The following is a 21,774-nucleotide window of genomic DNA, read 5'->3' as shown; positions in this document are numbered from 1 at the left end:
CCGCTCAGGCGTTCTCTAGCACGATGCCTTCGATGATGTTCGCGACATCCTCGCACTTGTCCGTGATCGCTTCGAGCAATTCGTAGATGGCCTTCAGCTTGATCAGCGTCTTGACGTTGTCTTCCTCGCGGAACAGCTTCGAGATGGCGGAGCGCAGCAGGCGGTCAGCGTCGGATTCGAGGCGATCGATGTCCTCGCAAGCCTTGAGGATTTCGCGCGCCTGCTTCATGTCGGAGAGGAGCCCCACCGCCAGTTGCACGCGCTCGGCCGTGGCCGTCACCACATGCGCCAGCTGGCTCGCCTCGGCCGTCACGGCTTGTACGTCGTACAGCGAAATGGCCGTGGCGACGTCCTCCATGAGGTCGAGGCAATCGTCCATCGTCGTGATCAGCTTATGGATCTCGTCGCGGTCGAGCGGCGTGATGAAGGTCTTGTGCAGCAGGTCGATCGCCTCGTGCGTGAGCTTGTCGGCGGCCTTCTCGGCAGACTGCACGTTCTGCTTGTGGACCTCGGCGTCGGCGAGGTTATCGATCAGAAGTTCGAGTTCGCGGCTCGCGGAAACGATGCATTTCGCATGCGCGTTGAAAATTTCGAAGAACTTGCCCTCGGTGGGCATGAATCGACCGAACATTGGTATCCCGGAAATTGGTCACGGATTGCCGTCAGTAAGCGGCAAATTAGGCGGCAAAATAAGCGACAAAGCCAACCGTCATAAAACGGCAATATTGTATCGTCAGGAGAGTGCCGCCGCATGGATCGGCTAACGCCACCGCGGCATTTGCGCCACTTTGGCGCAAGCCGCGCAAGGAATGACGTTATTCGCCGTAGAAGGTCTGCGCCCCGGCAAAATTGTCGAACTTCGTGTATTGACCGTGGAACGTGAGGCGAACGGGGCCGATCGGACCGTTACGCTGCTTGCCGATGATGATTTCGGCGGTGCCCTTGTCGGGGCTGTCGGGGTTGTAGACTTCGTCGCGATAAATGAACAGAATCACGTCCGCGTCCTGTTCGATAGCGCCCGATTCGCGCAGGTCCGACATCACCGGCCGCTTGTTCGGACGCTGCTCCAGACCGCGGTTCAGCTGCGACAGCGCGATCACGGGTACGTCCAGTTCCTTCGCGAGGCTCTTGAGCGAGCGCGAGATTTCCGAAATTTCGGTCGCCCGGTTTTCGCCCGACGACGAGCCGCTCATCAGCTGCAAGTAGTCGATGATGATGAGTCCGAGCTTGCCGCACTGGCGCGACAGACGCCGCGCGCGCGAGCGCAATTCCATCGGGTTCAGGCCGCCCGTTTCGTCGATGAAGATCTGCGCCTCGCTCATTTTCTGCACGGCGTGCGTGAGCTTCGGCCAGTCCTCGTCGGTCAGCCGGCCCGTACGCATCCGGTGCTGGTCCAGACGCCCGACCGAACCGAGCATACGCATGATCAGCTGCGTGCCCGGCATTTCCATCGAGAACACCGCCACCGGCAGCCCGTACTCCACGGCCACGTATTCGCCGATGTTCATCGAGAACGCGGTCTTACCCATCGACGGGCGCCCTGCCACGATGATCAGCTCGCCGCCGTGCATGCCCGACGTCATGCGGTCGAGGTCCATGAAGCCCGTGGGCGTACCCGTCACGTCGCTCGGGTTGGCCGTGTGATAGAGCGTGTCGATACGCTCCACGACCTGCGTGAGCAGCGGCCCGATCTCAAGGAAGCCCTGAGTGCCGCGCGCGCCGTCTTCGGCGATCGAGAAGACCTTCGATTCGGCCTCGTCGAGCAGCTGGCGCACTTCCTTGCCCTGCGGGTTGAAGGCGTCGGCGGAAATTTCGTCGGCGACGGAAACGAGGCGGCGCAACACCGCCCGGTCTCGCACGATTTCCGCATAGCGGCGGATGTTCGCGGCGCTCGGCGTGTTCTGCGCGAGTGCGTTCAGGTACGCGAGGCCGCCCACGTCATCGGCTTTGCCCGAGGTGCCGAGCGCTTCGTACACCGTCACCACGTCGGCCGGGCGCGTGGCCGCAATCAGCCGGCCAATATGCTCGAAGATGATGCGGTGATCGTAGCGGTAGAAGTCGCTTTGCGAGAGGAAGTCGGCAATCCGGTCCCAAGCGGCGTTATCCAGAAGCAGGCCGCCGAGCACCGATTGCTCGGCTTCGATCGAATGCGGCGGGACCTTCAGCGAGTCGAGTTGGGGATCTTTCGGAGCGTTCATGGAGGGCAATTATCGGACAAGGGGGTGCCTCGAACAAGCGTCAAAACTCGCAACGAGCGTCCAGACAGCGCACAACAAAAAAGGCAGAAGCCCTGCGGCTCCTGCCCTTCCTGATCTTGCGTCAAACCGCGCGGCCCGCAAGGGCCGCACGTGGGTACTTAGGCGTGCTCGCCCAGCACCGACACCGTGACGTCGACGAGGACGTCGGTGTGCAGCGCAACCTGCACCGGGTGGTCGCCCACCATCTTCAGCGGGCCTTCCGGCAGACGCACTTGCGCCTTTTCCACCGCGAAGCCTTGCTTCGTGAGTGCAACGGCGATGTCCGCGTTCGTGACCGAACCGAACAGACGGCCGTCCACGCCAGCCTTCTGGCCGATCTGAACGGTCAGACCGTTCAGCTTTTCGCCTTCAGCTTGCGCAGCTGCCAGCTTTTCAGCGGCGGCCTTTTCGAGTTCAGCGCGGCGAACTTCGAATTCAGCGATTGCGTCCTTCGTTGCGCGGCGTGCCTTCTTGTTCGGGATCAGGAAGTTACGTGCGTAACCGTCCTTAACCTTCACGATGTCGCCGAGGTTACCCAGATTGACGACTTTTTCCAGAAGAATGATCTGCATTCTATTGCTCCTTATCGCGTCGTCTTATTAGGCCTTGTGCTGGTCGGTGTACGGCATCAGCGCGAGGAAACGCGCGCGCTTGATAGCCGTGTCCAGCTGACGCTGATAGTGGGCCTTCGTACCCGTCAGACGAGCCGGCGTGATCTTGCCGTTTTCGCCGATGAAGTCCTTCAGCGTATCGAGGTCCTTGTAGTCGATCTGTTCGACGTTTGCAGCCGTGAAGCGGCAGAACTTCTTACGCTTGAAGAGCGGGTTTTGTTGCTGACGACGCTTGTCGAATTTCTTACCAGTCGGGCGGGGCATGATTAGTCCTTTCCTGTGCCTTGCATTTCGGTGATGTGAAACACCAGGGTTCGCGCATTGCGGTGCTTTTTCGCCAGAAAACCGGTGAAGAGCGCTTCCACGCCCATCTCACAGCTTTCTACGAGACCGCAGGCCTTGCCGGCCGCCACCGCGGGCATCGTGAGCTCGACGAAGCGGGGAATGCCGGCTTCGACGACCTCCGTGCGATGCTGCAACGTCACGCTTGCGATCGGAACGCCGGCGGGGGTGTACCGCACCGGTTCGCGTTCGACGACGCTGGCCGTAAGCTGCAGCCTGTTCACGGGGCTAGTTCAGGCAAATGAGCTTGAATCCTGATGGCTTGTGTACTTAAGCCTGCGCTTCGGTCGGCTGGGCAGCCGCCTTCTTGGCTTCTTCGCGCTGCACTTCCTTCATCATCGGCGACGGGCCGGTTTCGGCCTTCTTCATCTTGACGATGAGGTGACGCAGAACAGCGTCGTTGAACTTGAACGCGTGTTCCAGTTCGTCGAGCGTGGTCTGGTCGCATTCGATGTTCATGCAGACGTAGTGAGCCTTCGCGAGTTTCTCGATCATGTAGGCCAGTTGACGACGGCCCCAGTCTTCGATGCGGTGGATCTGGCCACCGTGCGAGGTGATCGTGCTCTTGTAGCGCTCGATCATGGCGGGCACTTGCTCGCTCTGATCGGGGTGCACGATGAAGACGATTTCGTAATGACGCATGTTCACTCCTTGTGCTGACTTGTGGATATAAGCCACCCGGGCGTCGGAACCGGTGCGGCAAGTGAGAAGCCGAAGATTGTAGCGCGGATGGGCTGGCCGCGCAAGGCAGATCGTAGGCTGGAGCGATGATTCGGACGTGTTTTCAATGACTTGCGCGGTGGGGCGCGTCTTGAAGAGGCTCCACCGCGTTCTTGCGAGAAGAAAACCTAGCTGCCGGCCGCCTCGCTCGCACCGCCCGCGAGACGGGCGTCGAGCGCCGCGCGCAGGCCGTCGAGCGCGTCCGAGCCGGCGTCCGTCACGGCCCACCAGGTCATGCCCGCCGCCTCCCAGCGCAGGAGCGCGTAGCCTTCGCTCGAACCGCTCGGCGCGGCGCCCGAGACAGCTGGCCCGCTCGCGCCGGGCGGGAACACATAGACGTCGATCACATGCTTGCGATAGTGATAGACGAGCACGGCAACACGTTCGCGCCCCACATAATCGAGGCGTCCGCCCGCCAGCGCAAAACCCTGCTGCGCCAGATCGAAGACGGGCGGCGCGTAGTCGATACGGCCGTTGAACCATGGCTTCACGGTGTGACGGTCGGTCGAGATCACGTCGATATCGCGGCCCGAGATCTGGGCGCGCACATGGCTCGACACGAGATCGTCGATGAAAGCTGTCTCCGCGGCCGGGCGGCGCAGATGCAACGAGCCGATCACCGCCAGCGCACACAGGATCAGCACGGCGCAGCCGAACCACGCAAGCGTGGCCGCGCGCGGACCGGCGCCCGCGGCCGGAGCGCTCCAACCACCGCCTCCGCCCTGCGCTGCTGCGCCGCTGCCTGGCCACCAGTTGCGCAGCCAGGCGCGCCAGCCGCCTGAGTCGCGCACGGGAGCTGGCGATGGCGTTGCCTTTGGAGACGCCACTTCGGTTGCCGGCAATGCCGCGACGATGCGCGCAGCCAGTCCAGCCGGCGCACGGTGGTAGGGCGCCGAGCGAATCATCTGAGAGATGGCCTGAGCATCGTCGGCAACGCGGCGGCACTGCTCGCAACCTGCGAGATGCTCGCGCACACGCCATTCGTCGGCGGCGGAGAGTTCGCGATCGACGCTCGCGTCGACCAGCGGGCGCGCTTCGTTACAGTTCATCTGGCGCCTCCGTCGTTCGGCCGTCAGTGCGGGAGCGAGAATGCAACGACGCTCCGCCGTCGGCGGCCGGCTCCTCGCGGAACCGACCGCCGCTCCCCCGGCCGGATGGTCTCCTGGCTTGACTGCTTCCCCCGACACCTGCTCTGTCGTCCGCGCAGCCGTGGGCGCGGACGACCGAATCACTTGCAGACTCATCGACGGCCGTGCTGGCCGAAGCTTTACCGCTCTCGCCGCCGTGGTACGCCGCCAGCAGCGTCGCCAGACGCCTTCGGCCGCGTGCGAGCCGCGACATCACCGTGCCAACCGGCAAGTCGGCAATTGCCGCGATTTCGCGGTAGCCCAACTCCTCCAGCTCGCGCAGCACCAGCACTTCCCGATACTCCACCGGCAGGCGCCTTAGCGCGTCCTGCACGTGGCGGGCGTCTTCGGCGCGGATCGCGAGCGTCTCCGGATCGACGCCGCCCGTTTCCCAGCCTTCGAGCGGCGCGTCGTCGCGCAACTCGTCGAATGGCGCCACCTCTTCCGCGCCCGCGCGCCGCCGCCATTCGTCGTACCAGACTCGCCGCACGATCGCGAGGAGCCACGGGCGGGCCTCGTCGCCGCGAAACGTGTCGAAGAAGCGAAACGCCCGCAGGAACGCCTCCTGGACGATATCTTCCGCGTCGCCCGGATTGCGCGAAAGCCAGCGCGCGAGGTTGTAGGCCGCATCGAGATGCGGCAGCGCCAGCGCCTGAAAGCGGCGGCTGCGTCCGGCCTCATCCTGCTCGTACGCGGATTCGCCCACGTCGTCCCCTCGCGTCTTCGTCTGGCTTGCATGCGCGACCGTGGCCGCTATACACGCATTACCAAAGCTCGGGCCAGTTTATTCCCGCGCGCTGTGCACGAAAACGAAAAAAAATTTGAAACGCGTCACGCGCCGGTCCAATAGCCCGGCCGCGCGTAGACCTCCTTAAGGTAGTCGATGAAATAGCGCACGCGCGCCGGCACATAACGCTGCTGCGGATACACCGCGAGGATGTCGTACTCCGGCAGCGCGTACTCGTCGAGCACGGTTTCGAGTTCGCCGCGCGCGAGCTGGGCGTCGATCTCCCAGGTCGAGCGCCAGCCGAGTCCGAGACTCTCGGTCACCCAGCGGTGCAGCAGTTCGCCGTCGTTGCAGTCGAGCGTGCCGCCCACGCGCACGGTCACGAGCTTGCCGCCGCGGCTGAAGTACCAGCCGCGGTTCTGACCGCCCTGCAGGTTGAACGCGAGGCAATTGTGGTTCGGCAGGTCTTCGAGCGTTTGCGGGCGCCCGTGCTTGCGGAAATATTCGGGCGTGCCGCACACCACGCGCCGGTTCGAGGCGAGCTTCACGGCAACGAAATTCGGATCCACCGCACCGCCGATGCGGATCGACAGGTCATAGCCCTCGCGTACCAGATCGACCACGCGGTCGGTGAGATTGAACGAAACCTGGAGTTCGGGCTTGTCGGCGAGAAACTCGGGCGCGAGCGGCGCAACGTGCTTGCGCCCGAACGCGGCCGGCGCCGAGACGATCAGATGGCCGCTCACCACCTGGCGCCCGACGGACAGCTCGTTTTCGGCCTGATCCCAGTCGGCGAGCAGGCCGCGACAGCGCTCGAGAAAAGCCGCACCCTCCTCGCTCACCACCAGCCGCCGCGTCGAACGGTAGATGAGCTTCACGCCCAGGCGCTTTTCCAGCGCGTCGATCCGCCGCCCGAGGATCACCGGCGAAACGCCTTCCTCAAGCGCCGCGGCGGCGAGGCTGCCCGCGTCCGCGACGCGCACAAAGGTTTCGATCTGTTTGAAACGGTCCATTGCGTGTCTCCTTCCGGGCGGAAGCCGCGCCCCACCGGCATTCCATACTTTTTGTTTCGGAATAAACGACCTGGACTGATCTTATCAAACCTTTCCTGCGCCTCTAAAGTGGGCCTCAACGCTTAGCCATTCCTCGCATACGAGACATTCAGGAGACAATCATGGCCAAAATGAGAGCCGTCGACGCCGCTGTTCTGGTGCTCGAAAAAGAAGGCATCGATACCGCTTTCGGCGTGCCGGGCGCAGCCATCAATCCGTTCTATTCGGCGATGAAAAAGGCCGGCGGCATCACGCACGTGCTGGCGCGCCACGTCGAGGGCGCTTCGCACATGGCCGAAGGCTATACGCGGGCCACGCCCGGCAACATCGGCGTGTGCATCGGCACCTCGGGCCCCGCGGGCACCGACATGATCACGGGCCTCTACTCGGCCCAGGCCGATTCGATTCCGATCCTTGCGATCACGGGCCAGGCGCCGCGCGCCCGCCTCTACAAGGAAGACTTCCAGGCTGTCGACATCGAGTCGATCGCCAAGCCCGTCACCAAGTGGGCCGTTACCGTGCGCGAGCCGGCGCTCGTGCCGCGCGTGTTCCAGCAGGCGTTCCATCTGATGCGCTCGGGCCGTCCGGGTCCGGTGCTGGTCGATCTGCCCATCGACGTGCAACTCGCCGAAATCGAATTCGACATCGACACCTACGAGCCGCTGCCGGTCTACAAGCCGAAAGCCACGCGCAAGCAGATCGAAGCCGCACTCGAAATGCTCAACGCCAGCGAAAAGCCGTTGATCGTTTCCGGCGGCGGCGTGCTCAACGCAGCAGCCGAAGACCTGCTCGTTCAGTTTGCCGAGACCGTGGGCGTGCCCGTCATCCCGACGCTCATGTCGTGGGGCGCGATTGCCGACGACCATCCGCTCATGGCCGGCATGGTCGGCCTGCAGACTTCGCATCGCTACGGCAATGCCACGATGCTCGCCTCCGACTTCGTGCTCGGCATCGGCAACCGCTGGGCGAACCGTCATACGGGCAGCGTCGAGGTCTACACGAAGGGCCGCAAGTTCGTGCACGTCGATATCGAGCCGACGCAGATCGGCCGCGTGTTCGGCCCGGATCTCGGCATCGTGTCGGACGCGAAGGCCGCGCTCGAACTCTTCGTCGAGATCGCACAGGAATGGAAGGCCGCGGGCAAGTTGAAGGACCGCAGCGCGTGGGTGGCCGACTGCCAGCAGCGCAAGCGCACGATGCTGCGCAAGACGCACTTCGAGAACACGCCGATCAAGCCGCAACGCGTGTACGAAGAGATGAACAAGGCGTTTGGCCGCGACACCTGCTACGTGAGCACCATCGGCCTGTCGCAGATCGCAGGCGCGCAGTTCCTGCACGTGTACAAGGCGCGCAACTGGATCAACTGCGGCCAGGCGGGCCCGCTCGGCTGGACGATTCCCGCGGCGCTCGGCGTGCGCGCAGCCGATCCGACGCGTCCGATCGTGGCGCTCTCGGGCGACTACGACTTCCAGTTCATGGTCGAAGAGCTGGCCGTGGGCGCACAGTTCAAGCTGCCGTACGTGCACGTGGTCGTGAACAACTCGTATCTCGGCCTGATCCGCCAGGCGCAGCGCGCGTTCGACATGGACTTCTGCGTGCAGCTCGCGTTCGAGAACATCAACGCGCCTGAGGTGAACGGCTACGGCGTCGATCACGTCACGGTTGCCGAAGGCCTCGGCTGCAAGGCGCTGCGCGTGTTCAAGCCGGAAGAGATCGCACCGGCGCTCAAGCAGGCTCAGGCGCTCGCCGCCGAACACAGCGTGCCGGTGGTCGTCGAAGTGATTCTCGAGCGTGTGACCAACATCTCGATGGGCACCGAAATCGACGCGATCAACGAGTTCGAAGAACTGGCCGAAAAGCCCGAGCACGCGCCGACTGCCATCAGCGCGCTGAGCGCCCTCGACTGAGCGCATCGACCACGCATCACTGCAGCACCGGCAGCGCGCACGGCATCGGCGCGCTGCCAGCGCGACTTCCCGCGTGACTTCCTTTATTGACCGACCAGCGAGACCCCGCACCATGCCAAAATTCGCCGCGAACCTCACCATGCTGTTCAACGAAGTGCCCTTCCTCGACCGCTTTGCCGCGGCAGCACAAGCGGGCTTCGACGCCGTGGAGTTCCTGTTCCCGTATCCGTACAAGGCCACCGAACTGGCCGAGCGTCTCGAAGTCAACGGGCTGAAGCTCGTACTTCACAATCTGCCCGCCGGCAACTGGGAAGCGGGCGAGCGCGGCATTGCCTGCCTGCCCGATCGCCGTGGCGAGTTCCAGGAAGGTGTCGGCCGCGCGATCGAGTACGCGAAGGCGCTGAAGGTGCCGCAGCTCAACTGCCTCGTCGGCATTCCGACGGCTGGCGTCGATCGCGAGACGGCGCTTGCCACGATCGTCGATAACCTTCGCTTTGCCGCTGGCGAACTGAAGCGCGAAGGCATCCGCCTGCTCGTCGAGCCGTGCAACGCGTACGACATTCCCGGCTTCGCGCTGAACCGCTCCGCCGAAGCGCTCGACGTGATCGAAAAGACCGGCTCGGACAACCTGTTCCTGCAGTACGACATCTATCACATGCAGCGCATGGAAGGCGAACTCGCCGCGACGATCAAGAAGCACTTCGCGAAGATCGCCCACATTCAGCTCGCCGACAATCCTGGCCGCAACGAACCCGGCACGGGCGAAATCCACTACCCGTTCCTGTTCGATCTGCTCGACTCGCTCGGCTACGAAGGCCACATCGGCTGCGAGTACAAGCCTCGCACGACGACTGTCGAAGGCCTCAGCTGGCTGCGCAGCGCAAAGCAGCGCACCGCCGAACTGGCCTGAGCGCGGTCGCCCGCCACGACGCACATTCACGCATTCGCTTTAACGGAGACACACAAGATGGCAAAGATTGGCTTTATCGGACTCGGGATCATGGGCGCGCACATGGCGCGCAACCTCATCAAGGGCGGTCACACGCTCGCCGTGAACGGCAAGTACCCGGTACCCGACGACCTGCGCACGCAAACCGAAGTCGTCGCCGATTCGACGGCTGTCGCGAAGGTGTCGGACATCGTCATCGTGATGGTGCCGGACACGCCTGATGTCGCCAACGTCCTGTTCGCCGACGACGGCGTCGCCAAGGGTCTCTCGGCTGGCAAGCTCGTGATCGACATGAGCTCGATCTCGCCGCTCGAAACGCAACAGTTCGCCAAGCAGATCAACGCGCTCGGCTGCGACTATCTCGACGCACCGGTTTCGGGCGGCGAAGTCGGCGCACGCGAAGCCACGCTCTCGATCATGGTCGGCGGCCCGGAAAAGGCGTTTGATTCCGCCAAGCCCCTGTTCGAACTGATGGGCAAGAACATCTCGCTCGTCGGCGACAACGGCGCGGGCCAGACCACGAAAGTCGCGAACCAGATCATCGTCGCGCTGAACATCGAGGCCGTGGCCGAAGCCCTGCTGTTCGCAGCACGTTCGGGCGCCGACCCCGAGCGCGTGCGCAAGGCCCTCATGGGCGGCTTCGCTTCGTCGCGCATTCTCGAAGTGCACGGCGAACGCATGACCAAGCGCACGTTCAATCCGGGCTTCCGTATCGAATTGCACCAGAAGGACCTGAACCTCGCGCTCGACGGCGCACGCAAGCTGGGTATCGCACTGCCGCACACCGCGAGCGCACAGCAACTCTTCAGCGTGTGCGCCGCGAACGGCGGCAAGGCGTGGGATCACTCGGCAATGATTCGCGCGCTCGAAATCATGGCGAACTTCGAGATCGCCGAACCGCAAGTGCAAGTGAAGGCGGCTTGAGTTCCAGCGGTTGCAGGACGGCGGTTCGCGCGACGTAATGCGCGAACCGCCCGCAGAACCGGATCACGCACATCGGCTCGCGCGCAATGACTACAGCGCACGAGCCTCCCGTGGGGCGCTTCGCGGCGGCGGCAACCGACGCGAGGCAAATCGGTGCCGCTCTGGGCTGAGGGCGGCCAGTGGGGTCCGAAAGCGGCGCCCGGTGACGGCGGGGAAGCCTTGGTCGGTCAGACGTCGTCATCGGGTGTCCGCGTGTCGGATGCCCGTTTTTGCGTTGACTTCGCTTCGCCCTTTCTTTCTCAAGAGCGAGTAAGCGATTTCACCTTGAAAACGAAATCGATTTCAACCGCTGCACCCTTCGGCAATTGCAAAACACCGACCGAAGTCCGCGTGTGCACGCCCACCTCTCCCAAGACCGAATACAACGCATCGGATGCTCCGTCGGCTACTTCGCTTTGCAGCGTGAAGTCAGCAGCGCTGCGGACGAATACGGTAATCCGTGGAACGGCCGATATCGCGTCCAGCGAACCCAAAGCGCCCCTGGCGAGAGCCAGCGCTCGAACGGTGGACGTCGCGGCTGCCTGGCGGGCTTCATCGAGTGAGATTGATTCACCAACAATGCCAACAAAGCGAACCACGTCCCCAATCCGGGGAAGTTGACCTGCAATGTAAGCGACATTCTCGTCAACCAGCACGGGGATGTACTTTCCTCCCGCCTTGATGGGTTCGTTCAGGTCAAAACCCAGCTCAATCGCTAACTGTTGTAGCCTTTCGTCTCTGGTCGTCACGTTGCTTTCCCCCTTGTCTCAGACTGCGATCATACAGCGCAGGGGTATTCCTTCAGGCGATGCCTTCGGGACACATGCCCGCCTGCGCTGCAGCAAGCGCGATCACACGCAAGCACGGCCAGAAACGCAACAGGCCTTGCGGACGAATCCGCAAGGCCTGTTTTTCGTTTTGCACTGTCTGGCTCAGTACGTGTCGAACGCGTCCTGCAGCCCCGCCGTGTCGGTCATGCCAGCAGCGAGTGCGAGCAGCAACAGTACACGCGCCTTGTACGGGCTAAGCGTGCCCGAAGAAACGAAGCCGAGCGCGTCGTCCTTCGCCGCGCCGTTGTGCATCACGTGGCCCGAGCCGACGCGCGAGGCGCGCACGACGGCCACACCCTTCGCGGCCGCTTCGGCCAGCGACTGCTGCAACCCGCCGTGAATCGAGCCATTGCCGGTGCCGGCCACGACGAGCCCATCCACACCGGCGGCCACGAGCGCTTCGACCGCTGCACGCGACACACCCGCGTAGCTCGTCACGATCTCGACCATCGGCCATGGCGCCGACGCCGTGAACGGCGCATCGACCGTATGCGGGCGCAGCGCGCGGCGCTGGAATTCCACGCGCCCATCCTGCACCCAGCCCAGCGCACCGATTTCCGGCGACTGGAACGCATCGACCGCGTAGGTGCTGACCTTCGCGACGTCGCGTGCGCAATGAATGCGGTTGTTGAACGCCACCAGCACACCCTGCCCCGCCGCCGCCTCGCTCGCCGCGAGCGTGACGGCGTTGAGCAGATTGAGCGGACCGTCGGCGGAAAGCGCCGTGGCGGGCCGCATGGCCGCCGTCAAGATGCACGGCTTCGCACTCTTCACCGTGAGATGCAGCAGATACGCGGTTTCTTCGAGCGTGTCCGTGCCGTGCGTGATCACGACGCCGTCGATCTCGTCGCTGGCCAGCAGTTCGTTCACGCGCTGCGCGAGCGTGGACCACAGCGCGAGCGACATGTCCTTGCTGTCGATGCTCGCGATCTGCTCGGCGTGGATCTGCGCGATGGCGTCGAGGCCCGGCACAGCCGCCAGAAGCTGCGCGACACCGATCACGCCGGCCTGGTAGCCCGCCGTGTTCGCTGCGTCCGCAGCGGAGCCCGCGATCGTGCCGCCCGTGGCGAGCACGGCGATACGCGGCAGCGCCTTGGGCGCCGCCGCGGAAGAGGAAGTGGATGTAGTCATGGCGGCGATTTTAAGCGATCCGCCGCCCGCCGAGAAAATCAGGCCGCTTTTCAGGTTGCCTCACGCAACTGGCTCGCGATCTGCTGTTCTGTGAGTTGCGGCGCGAACATTTCGATGAGCCGGTACGCATACTGGCGCAGGAACGCGCCCTTGCGCAGGCCCACTCGCGTCGTGCTCGCTTCGAACAGATGCTCCGTGTCGAGCGCGACGAGTTCGCTGTCGCGCTTCGGGTCGTAGGCCATTGCCGCGACGATGCCCACACCCATGCCGAGCTCGACATAGGTCTTGATCACGTCCGCGTCGATGGCGGTCAGCACCACGTCGGGCACCACGCCCGCCTTCGCGAACGCCTGGTCGATATGCGAGCGGCCCGTGAAGTCCTGGTCGTAGGTGATGATCGGATATTCGGCCACGTCTTCGAGCGTGAGGTTTTCGCGGCCCACGAGCGGATGCGTCTTCGGCACGACCACCACGTGATGCCACGAGTAGCACGGGAACGTGACGATATCGGGGAAGCGGTCGAGCGCTTCGGTCGAGATGCCGATGTCGGCCTCGCCGTTGATGATCATCTGCGCGATCTGCTGCGGATTGCCCTGGCGCAGCGCGAGGTGGACTTTCGGAAACACTTCGCGGAACTGGTGCACGACCTTCGGCAGCGCGTAACGCGCCTGCGTGTGCGTCGTCGCGACCACGAGGTGACCGCTGTCCTGGTCGGCGAACTGGCGCGCCACGCGGCGCAGGTTCTCGGCGTCGAGCAGCATGCGCTCGATCAGTTGATGCACCGCCTTGCCCGGCTCCGTGAGGCCCGTCAAGCGCTTGCCGCGACGAATGAAGATGTCCACGCCGAGCTCGTCTTCGAGATCCTTGATCTGCTTGGAGACGCCCGACTGCGACGTGTACAGCACGTTCGCCACTTCGGTCAGGTTCATGTTCTGCCGCACGGCTTCGCGCACGAAACGCAACTGCTGAAAATTCATGGTCTTCTCTCCGGGACTGCTGACCGATTGTTCGTTTTTGTCGATGTGAGCACTGTAACGCGCATTGCGCCGCGATTTAAGCCGCGAGTCTAAGCCGGGAATCTAAGCCGGGAAAACGCGCAGCCCGCGCGGCACCGCCGTCACGCCCTGACCCACCGTCAGCCCGAGCGCGCGCCACGACTCGCGGTCGAGCTCGGCTTCGAGCGCGCCGCCGGTGCGGCTTTCCAGCTCCACGCGCACCGAGCCGCCCAGCGTCACCACGCGGCGCACGTCGACGACAATGCCGTCGCGATGCTCGCTCGCTTCGCGGTGCAGCACGAGGTCGTGCGGACGCACGTAGGCGAGCGCCGGGCCTTCGAAGCTCGCGTGCACCGAGATCGGCTGCGCCGCGCCTTCGGCCACGAAGCCGCGTGCATCCACACTGCCGCGCAGCCGGTTCGCGGCGCCGAGAAACTCGTAGACGAAAGCCGTCTGTGGATGATCATAGACGTCCTGCGGGCTGCCCACCTGCTCCACATGCCCATGATTCATCACCACGATGCGATCGGCCACTTCGAGCGCCTCTTCCTGGTCGTGCGTGACGAAGATCGTAGAGATGTGCAGGTCGTCGTGCAGGCGGCGCAGCCATGAGCGCAATTCCTTGCGCACCTTGGCGTCGAGCGCGCCGAACGGCTCGTCGAGCAGCAGCACCTTCGGCTCCACGGCGAGCGCGCGCGCGAGCGCGATGCGCTGACGCTGGCCGCCCGACAGTTCGGACGGGTAACGCTGAGCAAGCCAGTCGAGCTGTACGAGCTTGAGCAGCTCATGCACCTTTTCGCGGATCACAGCCTCCGAGGGCCGCTCGCCGCGCGGCTTCACGCGCAGGCCGAACGCCACGTTCTCGAACACCGTCATATGGCGGAACAGCGCGTAATGCTGGAACACGAAGCCCACCTGGCGCTCGCGCGCGCCCACCTCGCCCACGTCCTGGCCTTGCAGCACGACCTGGCCCGCGTCGGCGTATTCAAGGCCCGCGATCACGCGCAGCAGCGTGGTCTTGCCACAACCGGAAGGTCCGAGCAGCGCAACCAGTTCGCCCGGCGGAAAGTCGAGCGAGACGTTGTCGAGGGCGGTGAAGTCGCCGAAGCGCTTGTGCAGATTGCTGACGGTGATGCCCATGGTTACTGCTCCCCTACTTGAATCGGTTGGCGCACGGCGCGCGCCGTTGCGTGATCTGTCGCGTGTTGTGAAACGGGTTGTGCGGCCACCGGCTGCGGGCCTGCGTAGGCGGGAATGTCATCGGCGCTGCGCAGTTGCGCCGAAAGACGGCGCTCCGCGAGCAGCTTCAGGCCCAGCGTGACGAGTGCGAGCAACGCGAGCAGCGATGCCACGGCAAACGCCGCCGCGAAGTTGTACTCGTTGTAAAGGATCTCGACGTGCAGCGGCATCGTATCGGTCTGGCCGCGAATATGGCCCGACACCACCGAAACCGCACCGAACTCGCCCATCGCGCGCGCATTGCAAAGAATCACGCCGTACAGCAAGCCCCAGCGGATATTGGGCAGCGTCACGCGGCGAAACATCTGCCAGCCCGAGGCGCCCAGCACGTGCGCGGCCTCTTCTTCATCGTTGCCTTGCGCCTGCATCAGCGGAATCAGCTCGCGCGCAACGAACGGGAATGTCACGAAGATCGTGGCCAGCACGATGCCCGGCACCGCGAAGATGATCTGCACGTTATGGTCTTCGAGCCACGGCCCAAGCCACCCCTGCGCGCCGAACAGCAGCACATAGATGAGACCCGAGATCACGGGCGAGACCGAAAACGGCAGGTCGATCAGCGTGGTGAGCAGCGCCTTGCCGCGAAACTCGAACTTCGCGATCGCCCACGAAGCCGCGAGACCGAAGGCCAGATTCAGCGGCACCGCGATCGCCGCGGTGATCAGCGTGAGCTTGATCGCGGAGAGTGCGTCGGGGTCGACGAGCGACGTGAAGTAGAAGCCAATGCCCTTCGAAAGCGCCTGCCAGAACACGGCAACGAGCGGCACCACGAGAAACAGCGCGAGAAACGCGAGCGCGATGCCGGTCAGGAGCCAGCGCACCCACGGCGCTTCGGTGACCGGATCCGGCCGGCGCGTGCTGCGTTGTTGCGGCAGCGTGCTCATTGCGCACCTCCCGCGACGGTTGCGCCCACCACGGCATTCGGCGCGCTGCCGGCCGAAACGCCCCGGCTCGTACGGCGTTGCAAATACCACTGCAGCGAGTTGATGAGAAGCAGCATGACGAACGAAACGCAGAGCATCATCACGGCAAGCGCGGTCGCGCCGGCGTAGTCGTATTGTTCGAGCTTCGTGATGATGAGAAGCGACGTGATCTCCGACTTCATCGGCACGTTGCCGGCGATGAAGATGACCGAGCCATACTCGCCCAGCGCGCGCGCGAACGCGAGCGCGAAGCCGGTGAGCAGCGCCGGCAGCACCGCGGGCAGCACGACGCGGCGGAACGTGAGCCAGCGCGAGGCGCCAAGGCACGCTGCGGCCTCCTCCTGCTCGCGCTCGAAGTCCTCGAGCACCGGCTGCACCGTGCGCACGACGAACGGCAAGCCGATGAAGGTCAGCGCGACGAGCACGCCAAGCGGCGTGAACGCGATCTTCAGACCGAGCGGTTCCAGGAACTGGCCGATCCAGCCATTGCCAGCGTACACGGCGGCGAGCGAGATGCCCGCGACGGACGTCGGCAGCGCGAACGGCAGATCGACGAGCGCATCGATCACGCGTTTGAACGGGAACGGATAGCGCACGAGCACCCACGCGAGCAGGAACCCGAACACCGCGTTGATGAGCGCCCCGCCGAGCGCAGCCGTGAACGTGAGCCGGTACGACGCGATCACGCGCGGCGACCACACGGCGCGCACGAACTGGCTCCAGTCGAGCGTCGCCGTCTTGAGGAAGGTGGCGGCAAGCGGAATGAGCACCACGAGGCTCAGGTAAGCCACCGTGATGCCGAGCGTCACGCCGAAGCCCGGCAGCGCACTGGGCTTGCGCAATCGAAACGTTGTCATGCTCATCGTCCAGACATGGGTTGCGCGCTTGCCGGGTTCGCCGGCGGCGCCGAAAAGCGCGCCCGTGGGCGCGCTTCTTTGTTATGCGGTCGCGTCGCGATCGACTGCCAACCGGTACTGCGGTACAGCGGTGTTGCGTGACTTACTGCGGCTGGTAGATCGAATCGAACACGCCGCCATCTGCGAAATGCGTCTTCTGCGCGTTGGTCCAGCCGCCGAACGTGTCGTCGACCGTGTAAAGCTTCAGCTTCGGAAACTTCGCCGTGAGCGCCGCCGGGACCTTGTCCGAACGCGGACGGTAGAAGTTCTTCGCGGCGATCTCCTGGCCCTCTTCGCTATAGAGGAACTGCAGGTAGGCCTCGGCCTCCTTGCGCGTGCCCTTCTTTTCGACGACCTTGTCCACCACCGCAACCGGCGGCTCAGCCAGAATGCTCACCGAAGGGACCACGATCTCGAACTTGTCCGGGCCGAATTCCTTGAGCGAAAGGAATGCTTCGTTCTCCCATGCGATCAGCACATCGCCGATACCGCGCTGCACGAAGCTCGTCGTCGCACCTCGCGCGCCCGAGTCGAGCACGCCTGCATTCTTGTAGAGCTTCGAGACGAAGTCCTTGGCCTTCTGCTCGTTGCCGCCCGGCTGGTGCAGCGCATAGGCCCACGCCGCGAGATAGTTCCAGCGCGCGCCGCCCGAGGTCTTCGGATTCGGCGTGACGATCGACACGCCCGGCTTCGTCAGATCGTCCCAGTCCTTGATGTGCTTGGGGTTGCCCTTGCGCACGAGAAACACGATCGTCGACGTGTACGGCGAGGCGTTGTCGGGCAAGCGCTTTTGCCAGTCCTTCGCAACGATGCCCTTGTTGGCGAGCGCGTCGATGTCCCATGCGAGCGCCAGCGTCACAACGTCGGCCTGCAGGCCGTCGAGCACCGAGCGCGCCTGCGCACCCGAGCCGCCGTGCGACTGCTTGATGGTGAGCGTTTCGCCCGTCTTCGCCTTCCACTGCTTGATGAAGGCCTCGTTAATGTCCTGATACAGCTCGCGCGTCGGATCGTAGGAGACGTTGAGCAGCGACGTGTCCGCGTGAGCGGCCACGGGCGCCATCGCCGTAACTGCGACGAGCGGCGCAACGCCGATAACCAGTTTTGCCGCCAGTGATTTCAGCCAGCCTGCGCGCCCCGTATGTGTCGTGCCCATCTATCTGTTCTCCGTTTTCGTGTGTGCTCGTTCGCGCTCATCCGTGCGCATCTGCGAATTGCAGCTAACGATGGAGGCCAGTCTAGCGATCCGCTTACATTATTAAAAATGATGTTTTCTCATTTTTTAATACGCAAAAGTGGTAAGGACAGAGGAAGTCGCTGCTAGAGCGCGATTTCGTCCGCACAAACGCGGGAAAACGGCCTGATAGCAATGCTCAGTTGACGAACTTCAAGTAACACTTGAAAAGTGGCGAGTACTGTATAAAAATACAGTTACCTGTTCAAACATACAGTGGCGCCATGACCAAACTCACCGCACGACAGCAGCAGGTTTTCGATCTGGTTCGCCGGGCGATCGAACGCACGGGCTTCCCGCCCACGCGCGCCGAGATCGCGGCGGAACTCGGCTTCAGCTCGGCCAACTCCGCGGAGGAGCATCTGCGCGCGCTGGCGCGCAAGGGCGTGATCGAACTGGCTGCGGGCGCCTCGCGCGGCATCCGCCTCATGCCGGGGCCCGACGACCTGCCGCACCAGTTCACGCTCCCGCACCCGAGCATCATGCAGCTCTCACTGCCGCTCGTTGGCCGCGTCGCAGCGGGTAGCCCGATCCTCGCGCAGGAGCACATCTCGCAGAACTACATGTGCGACCCGGCACTGTTCTCGAGCCGCCCTGACTATCTGCTGAAAGTGCGCGGCCTTTCCATGCGCGACGCCGGCATTCTCGACGGCGACCTGCTCGCCGTGCAGAAGAAGGCCGAAGCGAAAGACGGGCAAATCATCGTGGCGCGCCTTGGCGACGACGTCACCGTGAAGCGGCTGAAGCGCCGTTCGAACGGGCTCGAACTGATCGCCGAGAACCCCGATTACGACAATATTTTTGTCGAGGCTGGCAGCGCGGAATTCGCGCTGGAAGGCATCGCGGTTGGCCTGATCCGCCCCACCGAATTCTAAGCAATCCGTCTGCGCGCGTTGTGCGCTGAGTTTACGCACTACCTGGAGAGAGTCATGGAACGCCTTGCCCGCTTGCTGCCCTTCCGTCAATTCGGCCGTCTTCGCCACCTCCGTGGAATCGCCTCTTGCGCGGTGCGCGAGGTGCGCGACTCGGCCGCCGCACTGAGCGGCTCGCTCTTCGAAGACTCGCCAGAGATGGTGGCCGCCAGCACGGCCGACCTGCCGGCGCTGCCCTCGGCCCAGCCGGCGTTTGCGCGCGTGTCGCTCAACAGCACGCTCAACACCGAGCAGCCCATGCGCCGCGCGCCGGTGCGGGTCTATCAAGGTCAGTCGCGGCTCATTCTCGTCGGCACGGTTGACGCGGTCTGCCGTGCGATCGACCGCTGCATCGCGGAGCAGCACAGCGACCTGCCTGCAGCGCTGGCGAAGTAAGGTCGAATCGAGCGCGAATTCGCCAATACGCGGCTCAAATGTGAGAAGAGGTTACGGTCGGGATCGTTTAATCAAGTTTGCGGTCAACACCCTGTTTGAACGATTTGTCCTATGCCGATGACGGAATCTCCCTCAACCCCTCGTAAAACCCAAGGCTGGAAGAAGCCCGTAGCGATCACCGTTGCGCTCGCCATGATTGTTGGCGCGCTTGGCTACGCGTATGCGTCGCCCTATATCGCGGTGAAACACATGAAAGCCGCCGCCGACGCTCGCGACGCCGCCACGCTCAACGAGTACGTCGATTACCCTGCGCTGCGCCTGAGCCTCAAACAGCAGGTTGGCGAGATGCTGCATCGGCGCATCGAAGGGCAACACAGCAGCAATCCGCTGCTGATCCTCGGCGCCGTAATTGGTGCGGCACTGATCAGTCCGCTCGTGGATGCCTACGCAACGCCAGAAGGCGTGGCCGCCCTGCTGAGCGGCATGCCGCCGACAGGCAAGCCTGGCGACCGGCCGCACGCGCCGCCGCCGACGGAGTCCAGCGAGCAATCGGCGCAATCGGCGCCGTCACCGGCCCCAGCGGCGTCGGGCAATCCCACGCCCGAGGCTCGGCCGGTCACCACGGCCGGCTATCGCGGCCTCAATGAATTCGCGCTCACGTGGGAGCGCGGCAATACGGGCGAGCACTATGCCGCCATCCTGCAGCGTCACGGGCTCTTCTCGTGGAAGCTCGCAGCGGTCGAGCTAGACGAAGGAAACGTCTCGAACTGAGGCAGATTGGGAGCGAACGCGGAAACAGGCCGGTTCCGTGCGAACCGGCCCGCTTGGTCCTGCTTGATCCCGCTCGATCAACTAAGCGGCGGCTTGCTGCTGTTTTTCCTCAGCCGCCGACGAACACGCCACGAGAATGCTGCACGACACGCGGTCGAGCAGCGGCGTATTGCCCGCGCCCATCCACCAGCGCGAAAGCCCCGTGCGGCAGCGGTGACCCACCACCACGAGGTCGGCATTCAGTTCGTTGGCCAGATTTGCGATTTCGTCGATCGGATGCCCGAACGCGAAGTGCCCCTGGGCGCGCACGCCACGCTCGGTTAGCCAGTCCACGCCTTCCTGAAGGATTTCGCGCGCCGTTTCCTCGAAGCGGCCGCAGGCCACATCGGTCAGCAGGCCCGCGCTCTGCGCGATCGTCGAGCGCATGTCGACAACCGAGAGCAGATGCGTTTCCGCCTGCAGATCGAGCGCAAGGTCGGCGCCGCAACGCAGTGCCTTGCGGCCTTCGCGCGAGCCGTCGTAACAGAGCAGAATTTTTTTGTAGCTCGCCATGATCGCTTCTCCCCGCCCGCGTGATTTGCAGGCTGTGCGATTCTCATGATGGTGCGCCGCAATTCCACACGCAAGGGCTGGAAAACGCCAGGTGGGCATCGAAAACCGCCAGATGCGTCTTAGGCAACGCACACCTCTTGTGCATGGCCTGATGCTTGCCGCGACATGCATTCGCCTCGTGCCACGTCGAACGGCCTGGAAGCGCCGCCCAACCCGCCACGCAGCAATGCACTAAAATGGGCCGCCTTGTTTCGCGCGATTGTTCGTTTGCTTTTGCGTTCGCTCTTGCGTGCGCCTCGCGCGACACCCGTTCGACTCACGTTCAACTGGTCCATGTCCGCACCCGCCATCGAATTCGAGCAGGTCATCAAACATTACGGAGACAGGACGGTCGTCAACGGCCTGTCGTTCAACGTCCTCCCCGGTGAATGCTTCGGGCTGCTCGGCCCCAATGGCGCTGGGAAAACCACGACGCTGCGCATGCTGCTCGGCATCGTTTCGCCCGATGCGGGCCGCATCAGCCTGTGTGGCGAGCCGGTGCCCGCTCGCGCGCGTTACGCCCGCCAGCGCGTGGGTGTCGTGCCGCAGTTCGACAATCTCGACCCCGACTTCACCGTGCGCGAGAACTTGCTCGTGTTCGGCCGTTACTTCGGCTTGTCCGCGCGTGAAACGCGTGACCTCGTCGCGCCGCTGCTCGAATTCGCGCGCCTCGAAAGCAAAGCCGATGCGCGCGTAGGTGAGCTCTCGGGCGGCATGCGCCGCCGTCTCACACTGGCGCGCGCGCTCGTGAACGACCCCGACGTGCTCGTGATGGACGAGCCCACGACAGGCCTCGACCCGCAGGCGCGGCATCTGATCTGGGAGCGGCTGCGCTCGCTGCTCGCGCGCGGCAAGACGATTCTCCTCACCACGCATTTCATGGAGGAGGCCGAACGACTTTGCAATCGCGTCTGCGTGATCGAGGAGGGCCGCAAGATCGCCGAGGGTGCGCCCAAGGCGCTGATCGAATCGGAGATCGGCTGCGATGTGATCGAGGTGTACGGCCCGGACCCGGTCTCGCTGCGCGACGAGCTTGCAGCCGATGCGAAGCGTACGGAGATCAGCGGCGAGACGCTATTCTGCTATGTCGACGACCCCGCGCCCGTGCATGCGAAGCTGCGCCACCGCTCGGATCTACGCTACCTGCACCGGCCCGCGAATCTCGAAGACGTGTTCCTGCGGCTCACAGGCCGCGAGATGCAGGATTAATGCGCCAGGATTAATG

Annotated in this window: 24 protein-coding genes; 7 read left to right on the top strand and 17 right to left on the bottom strand. The window is 64.0% G+C overall.

What is annotated here, in order from left to right; all coding sequences use genetic code 11:
• Window positions 1–4: 4 nt before the first annotated feature.
• From U5A57_RS25030 to U5A57_RS24990, 9 genes are all read right to left on the bottom strand, one after another.
• Complete coding sequence (locus U5A57_RS25030) at window positions 5–631, bottom strand: DUF47 domain-containing protein (RefSeq protein ID WP_321914307.1); 627 nt, start codon at window positions 629–631, stop codon at window positions 5–7.
• Window positions 632–815: 184 nt separating this feature from the next.
• Entirely contained in the window at window positions 816–2,198 is a 1,383-nt protein-coding gene (locus U5A57_RS25025) for a replicative DNA helicase (protein ID WP_158757915.1), read from the bottom strand.
• Window positions 2,199–2,356: 158 nt separating this feature from the next.
• The gene (gene rplI, locus U5A57_RS25020) at window positions 2,357–2,809 is read right to left on the bottom strand and encodes a 50S ribosomal protein L9 (RefSeq protein WP_321914306.1); all 453 of its coding nucleotides are present in this window, start codon (window positions 2,807–2,809) and stop codon (window positions 2,357–2,359) included.
• Between the two features lie 27 nt (window positions 2,810–2,836).
• A complete protein-coding gene (rpsR, locus tag U5A57_RS25015; RefSeq protein ID WP_027797225.1) occupies window positions 2,837–3,112 on the bottom strand; it encodes a 30S ribosomal protein S18 in 276 nt (91 codons plus the stop codon).
• Window positions 3,113–3,114: 2 nt separating this feature from the next.
• Window positions 3,115–3,414 carry a primosomal replication protein N gene (priB, locus tag U5A57_RS25010; RefSeq protein ID WP_028204898.1) on the bottom strand — a complete coding sequence of 100 codons (300 nt, stop codon included), beginning with the start codon at window positions 3,412–3,414 and terminating at the stop codon, window positions 3,115–3,117.
• Window positions 3,415–3,460: 46 nt separating this feature from the next.
• Window positions 3,461–3,832, bottom strand: coding sequence for a 30S ribosomal protein S6 (gene rpsF / locus U5A57_RS25005; RefSeq protein ID WP_027818337.1), 372 nt, complete (start codon window positions 3,830–3,832; stop codon window positions 3,461–3,463).
• A 206-nt stretch (window positions 3,833–4,038) separates the two neighbouring features.
• Window positions 4,039–4,959, bottom strand: coding sequence for an anti-sigma factor family protein (locus tag U5A57_RS25000; RefSeq protein ID WP_321914305.1), 921 nt, complete (start codon window positions 4,957–4,959; stop codon window positions 4,039–4,041).
• Window positions 4,949–5,743 carry an RNA polymerase sigma factor gene (locus tag U5A57_RS24995; RefSeq protein ID WP_321914304.1) on the bottom strand — a complete coding sequence of 265 codons (795 nt, stop codon included), beginning with the start codon at window positions 5,741–5,743 and terminating at the stop codon, window positions 4,949–4,951. Before U5A57_RS24995 ends, U5A57_RS25000 begins: the two co-directional genes overlap by 11 nt.
• Window positions 5,744–5,868: 125 nt before the next feature.
• Window positions 5,869–6,777: a substrate binding domain-containing protein gene (locus U5A57_RS24990; protein WP_321914303.1), complete on the bottom strand. Its 909-nt coding sequence runs from the start codon at window positions 6,775–6,777 to the stop codon at window positions 5,869–5,871.
• A gap of 161 nt (window positions 6,778–6,938) precedes the next feature.
• On the opposite strand from U5A57_RS24990, the gene gcl reads away from it, so the two are divergent.
• From gcl to U5A57_RS24975, 3 genes are all read left to right on the top strand, one after another.
• Window positions 6,939–8,723: a glyoxylate carboligase gene (gene gcl / locus U5A57_RS24985; protein ID WP_321914302.1), complete on the top strand. Its 1,785-nt coding sequence runs from the start codon at window positions 6,939–6,941 to the stop codon at window positions 8,721–8,723.
• 112 nt (window positions 8,724–8,835) lie between these two features.
• The gene (gene hyi / locus U5A57_RS24980) at window positions 8,836–9,633 is read left to right on the top strand and encodes a hydroxypyruvate isomerase (protein WP_321914301.1); all 798 of its coding nucleotides are present in this window, start codon (window positions 8,836–8,838) and stop codon (window positions 9,631–9,633) included.
• A gap of 57 nt (window positions 9,634–9,690) precedes the next feature.
• A complete protein-coding gene (locus U5A57_RS24975) occupies window positions 9,691–10,596 on the top strand; it encodes a 2-hydroxy-3-oxopropionate reductase (RefSeq protein WP_321914300.1) in 906 nt (301 codons plus the stop codon).
• 299 nt (window positions 10,597–10,895) lie between these two features.
• Here the strand turns inward: U5A57_RS24975 and U5A57_RS24970 are convergent, their stop codons facing one another.
• From U5A57_RS24970 to U5A57_RS24940, 7 genes are all read right to left on the bottom strand, one after another.
• Window positions 10,896–11,384, bottom strand: a complete 489-nt coding sequence (locus U5A57_RS24970) for a RidA family protein (RefSeq protein WP_321914299.1) — start codon at window positions 11,382–11,384, stop codon at window positions 10,896–10,898.
• Window positions 11,385–11,567: 183 nt separating this feature from the next.
• On the bottom strand, window positions 11,568–12,596 hold the full coding sequence (locus tag U5A57_RS24965) for an asparaginase (protein WP_321914298.1): 1,029 nt from the start codon (window positions 12,594–12,596) through the stop codon (window positions 11,568–11,570).
• A gap of 50 nt (window positions 12,597–12,646) precedes the next feature.
• Complete coding sequence (locus U5A57_RS24960; protein ID WP_321914297.1) at window positions 12,647–13,573, bottom strand: CysB family HTH-type transcriptional regulator; 927 nt, start codon at window positions 13,571–13,573, stop codon at window positions 12,647–12,649.
• A 102-nt stretch (window positions 13,574–13,675) separates the two neighbouring features.
• Window positions 13,676–14,731, bottom strand: coding sequence for a sulfate ABC transporter ATP-binding protein (locus U5A57_RS24955; protein ID WP_321914296.1), 1,056 nt, complete (start codon window positions 14,729–14,731; stop codon window positions 13,676–13,678).
• 2 nt (window positions 14,732–14,733) lie between these two features.
• Window positions 14,734–15,714: a sulfate ABC transporter permease subunit CysW gene (cysW, locus tag U5A57_RS24950; RefSeq protein WP_321914295.1), complete on the bottom strand. Its 981-nt coding sequence runs from the start codon at window positions 15,712–15,714 to the stop codon at window positions 14,734–14,736.
• Window positions 15,711–16,610, bottom strand: a complete 900-nt coding sequence (gene cysT / locus U5A57_RS24945) for a sulfate ABC transporter permease subunit CysT (protein ID WP_321914294.1) — start codon at window positions 16,608–16,610, stop codon at window positions 15,711–15,713. Before cysT ends, cysW begins: the two co-directional genes overlap by 4 nt.
• Before the next feature lie 142 nt (window positions 16,611–16,752).
• Window positions 16,753–17,802: a sulfate ABC transporter substrate-binding protein gene (locus U5A57_RS24940; protein WP_321914293.1), complete on the bottom strand. Its 1,050-nt coding sequence runs from the start codon at window positions 17,800–17,802 to the stop codon at window positions 16,753–16,755.
• A 302-nt stretch (window positions 17,803–18,104) separates the two neighbouring features.
• On the opposite strand from U5A57_RS24940, the gene lexA reads away from it, so the two are divergent.
• From lexA to U5A57_RS24925, 3 genes are all read left to right on the top strand, one after another.
• A complete protein-coding gene (gene lexA / locus U5A57_RS24935; RefSeq protein ID WP_158757930.1) occupies window positions 18,105–18,755 on the top strand; it encodes a transcriptional repressor LexA in 651 nt (216 codons plus the stop codon).
• 54 nt (window positions 18,756–18,809) lie between these two features.
• Window positions 18,810–19,187 carry a hypothetical protein gene (locus tag U5A57_RS24930; protein WP_321914292.1) on the top strand — a complete coding sequence of 126 codons (378 nt, stop codon included), beginning with the start codon at window positions 18,810–18,812 and terminating at the stop codon, window positions 19,185–19,187.
• A gap of 111 nt (window positions 19,188–19,298) precedes the next feature.
• A complete protein-coding gene (locus tag U5A57_RS24925) occupies window positions 19,299–19,958 on the top strand; it encodes a DUF2939 domain-containing protein (protein ID WP_321914291.1) in 660 nt (219 codons plus the stop codon).
• A gap of 81 nt (window positions 19,959–20,039) precedes the next feature.
• On the opposite strand, the gene U5A57_RS24920 is transcribed toward U5A57_RS24925, so the two are convergent.
• Entirely contained in the window at window positions 20,040–20,510 is a 471-nt protein-coding gene (locus U5A57_RS24920; protein WP_069267551.1) for a universal stress protein, read from the bottom strand.
• A 333-nt stretch (window positions 20,511–20,843) separates the two neighbouring features.
• Between U5A57_RS24920 and nodI the strand changes: the two genes are divergently transcribed.
• Window positions 20,844–21,758, top strand: coding sequence for a nodulation factor ABC transporter ATP-binding protein NodI (gene nodI, locus U5A57_RS24915; protein ID WP_321914290.1), 915 nt, complete (start codon window positions 20,844–20,846; stop codon window positions 21,756–21,758).
• Window positions 21,759–21,774 lie beyond the last annotated feature (16 nt).

The organism is Paraburkholderia sp. J11-2 (assembly GCF_905220185.1).
Lineage (GTDB): Bacteria > Pseudomonadota > Gammaproteobacteria > Burkholderiales > Burkholderiaceae > Paraburkholderia.
Note: the sequence above shows the minus strand (reverse complement) of the source record. Positions and strands in the feature narration are given on the sequence as shown.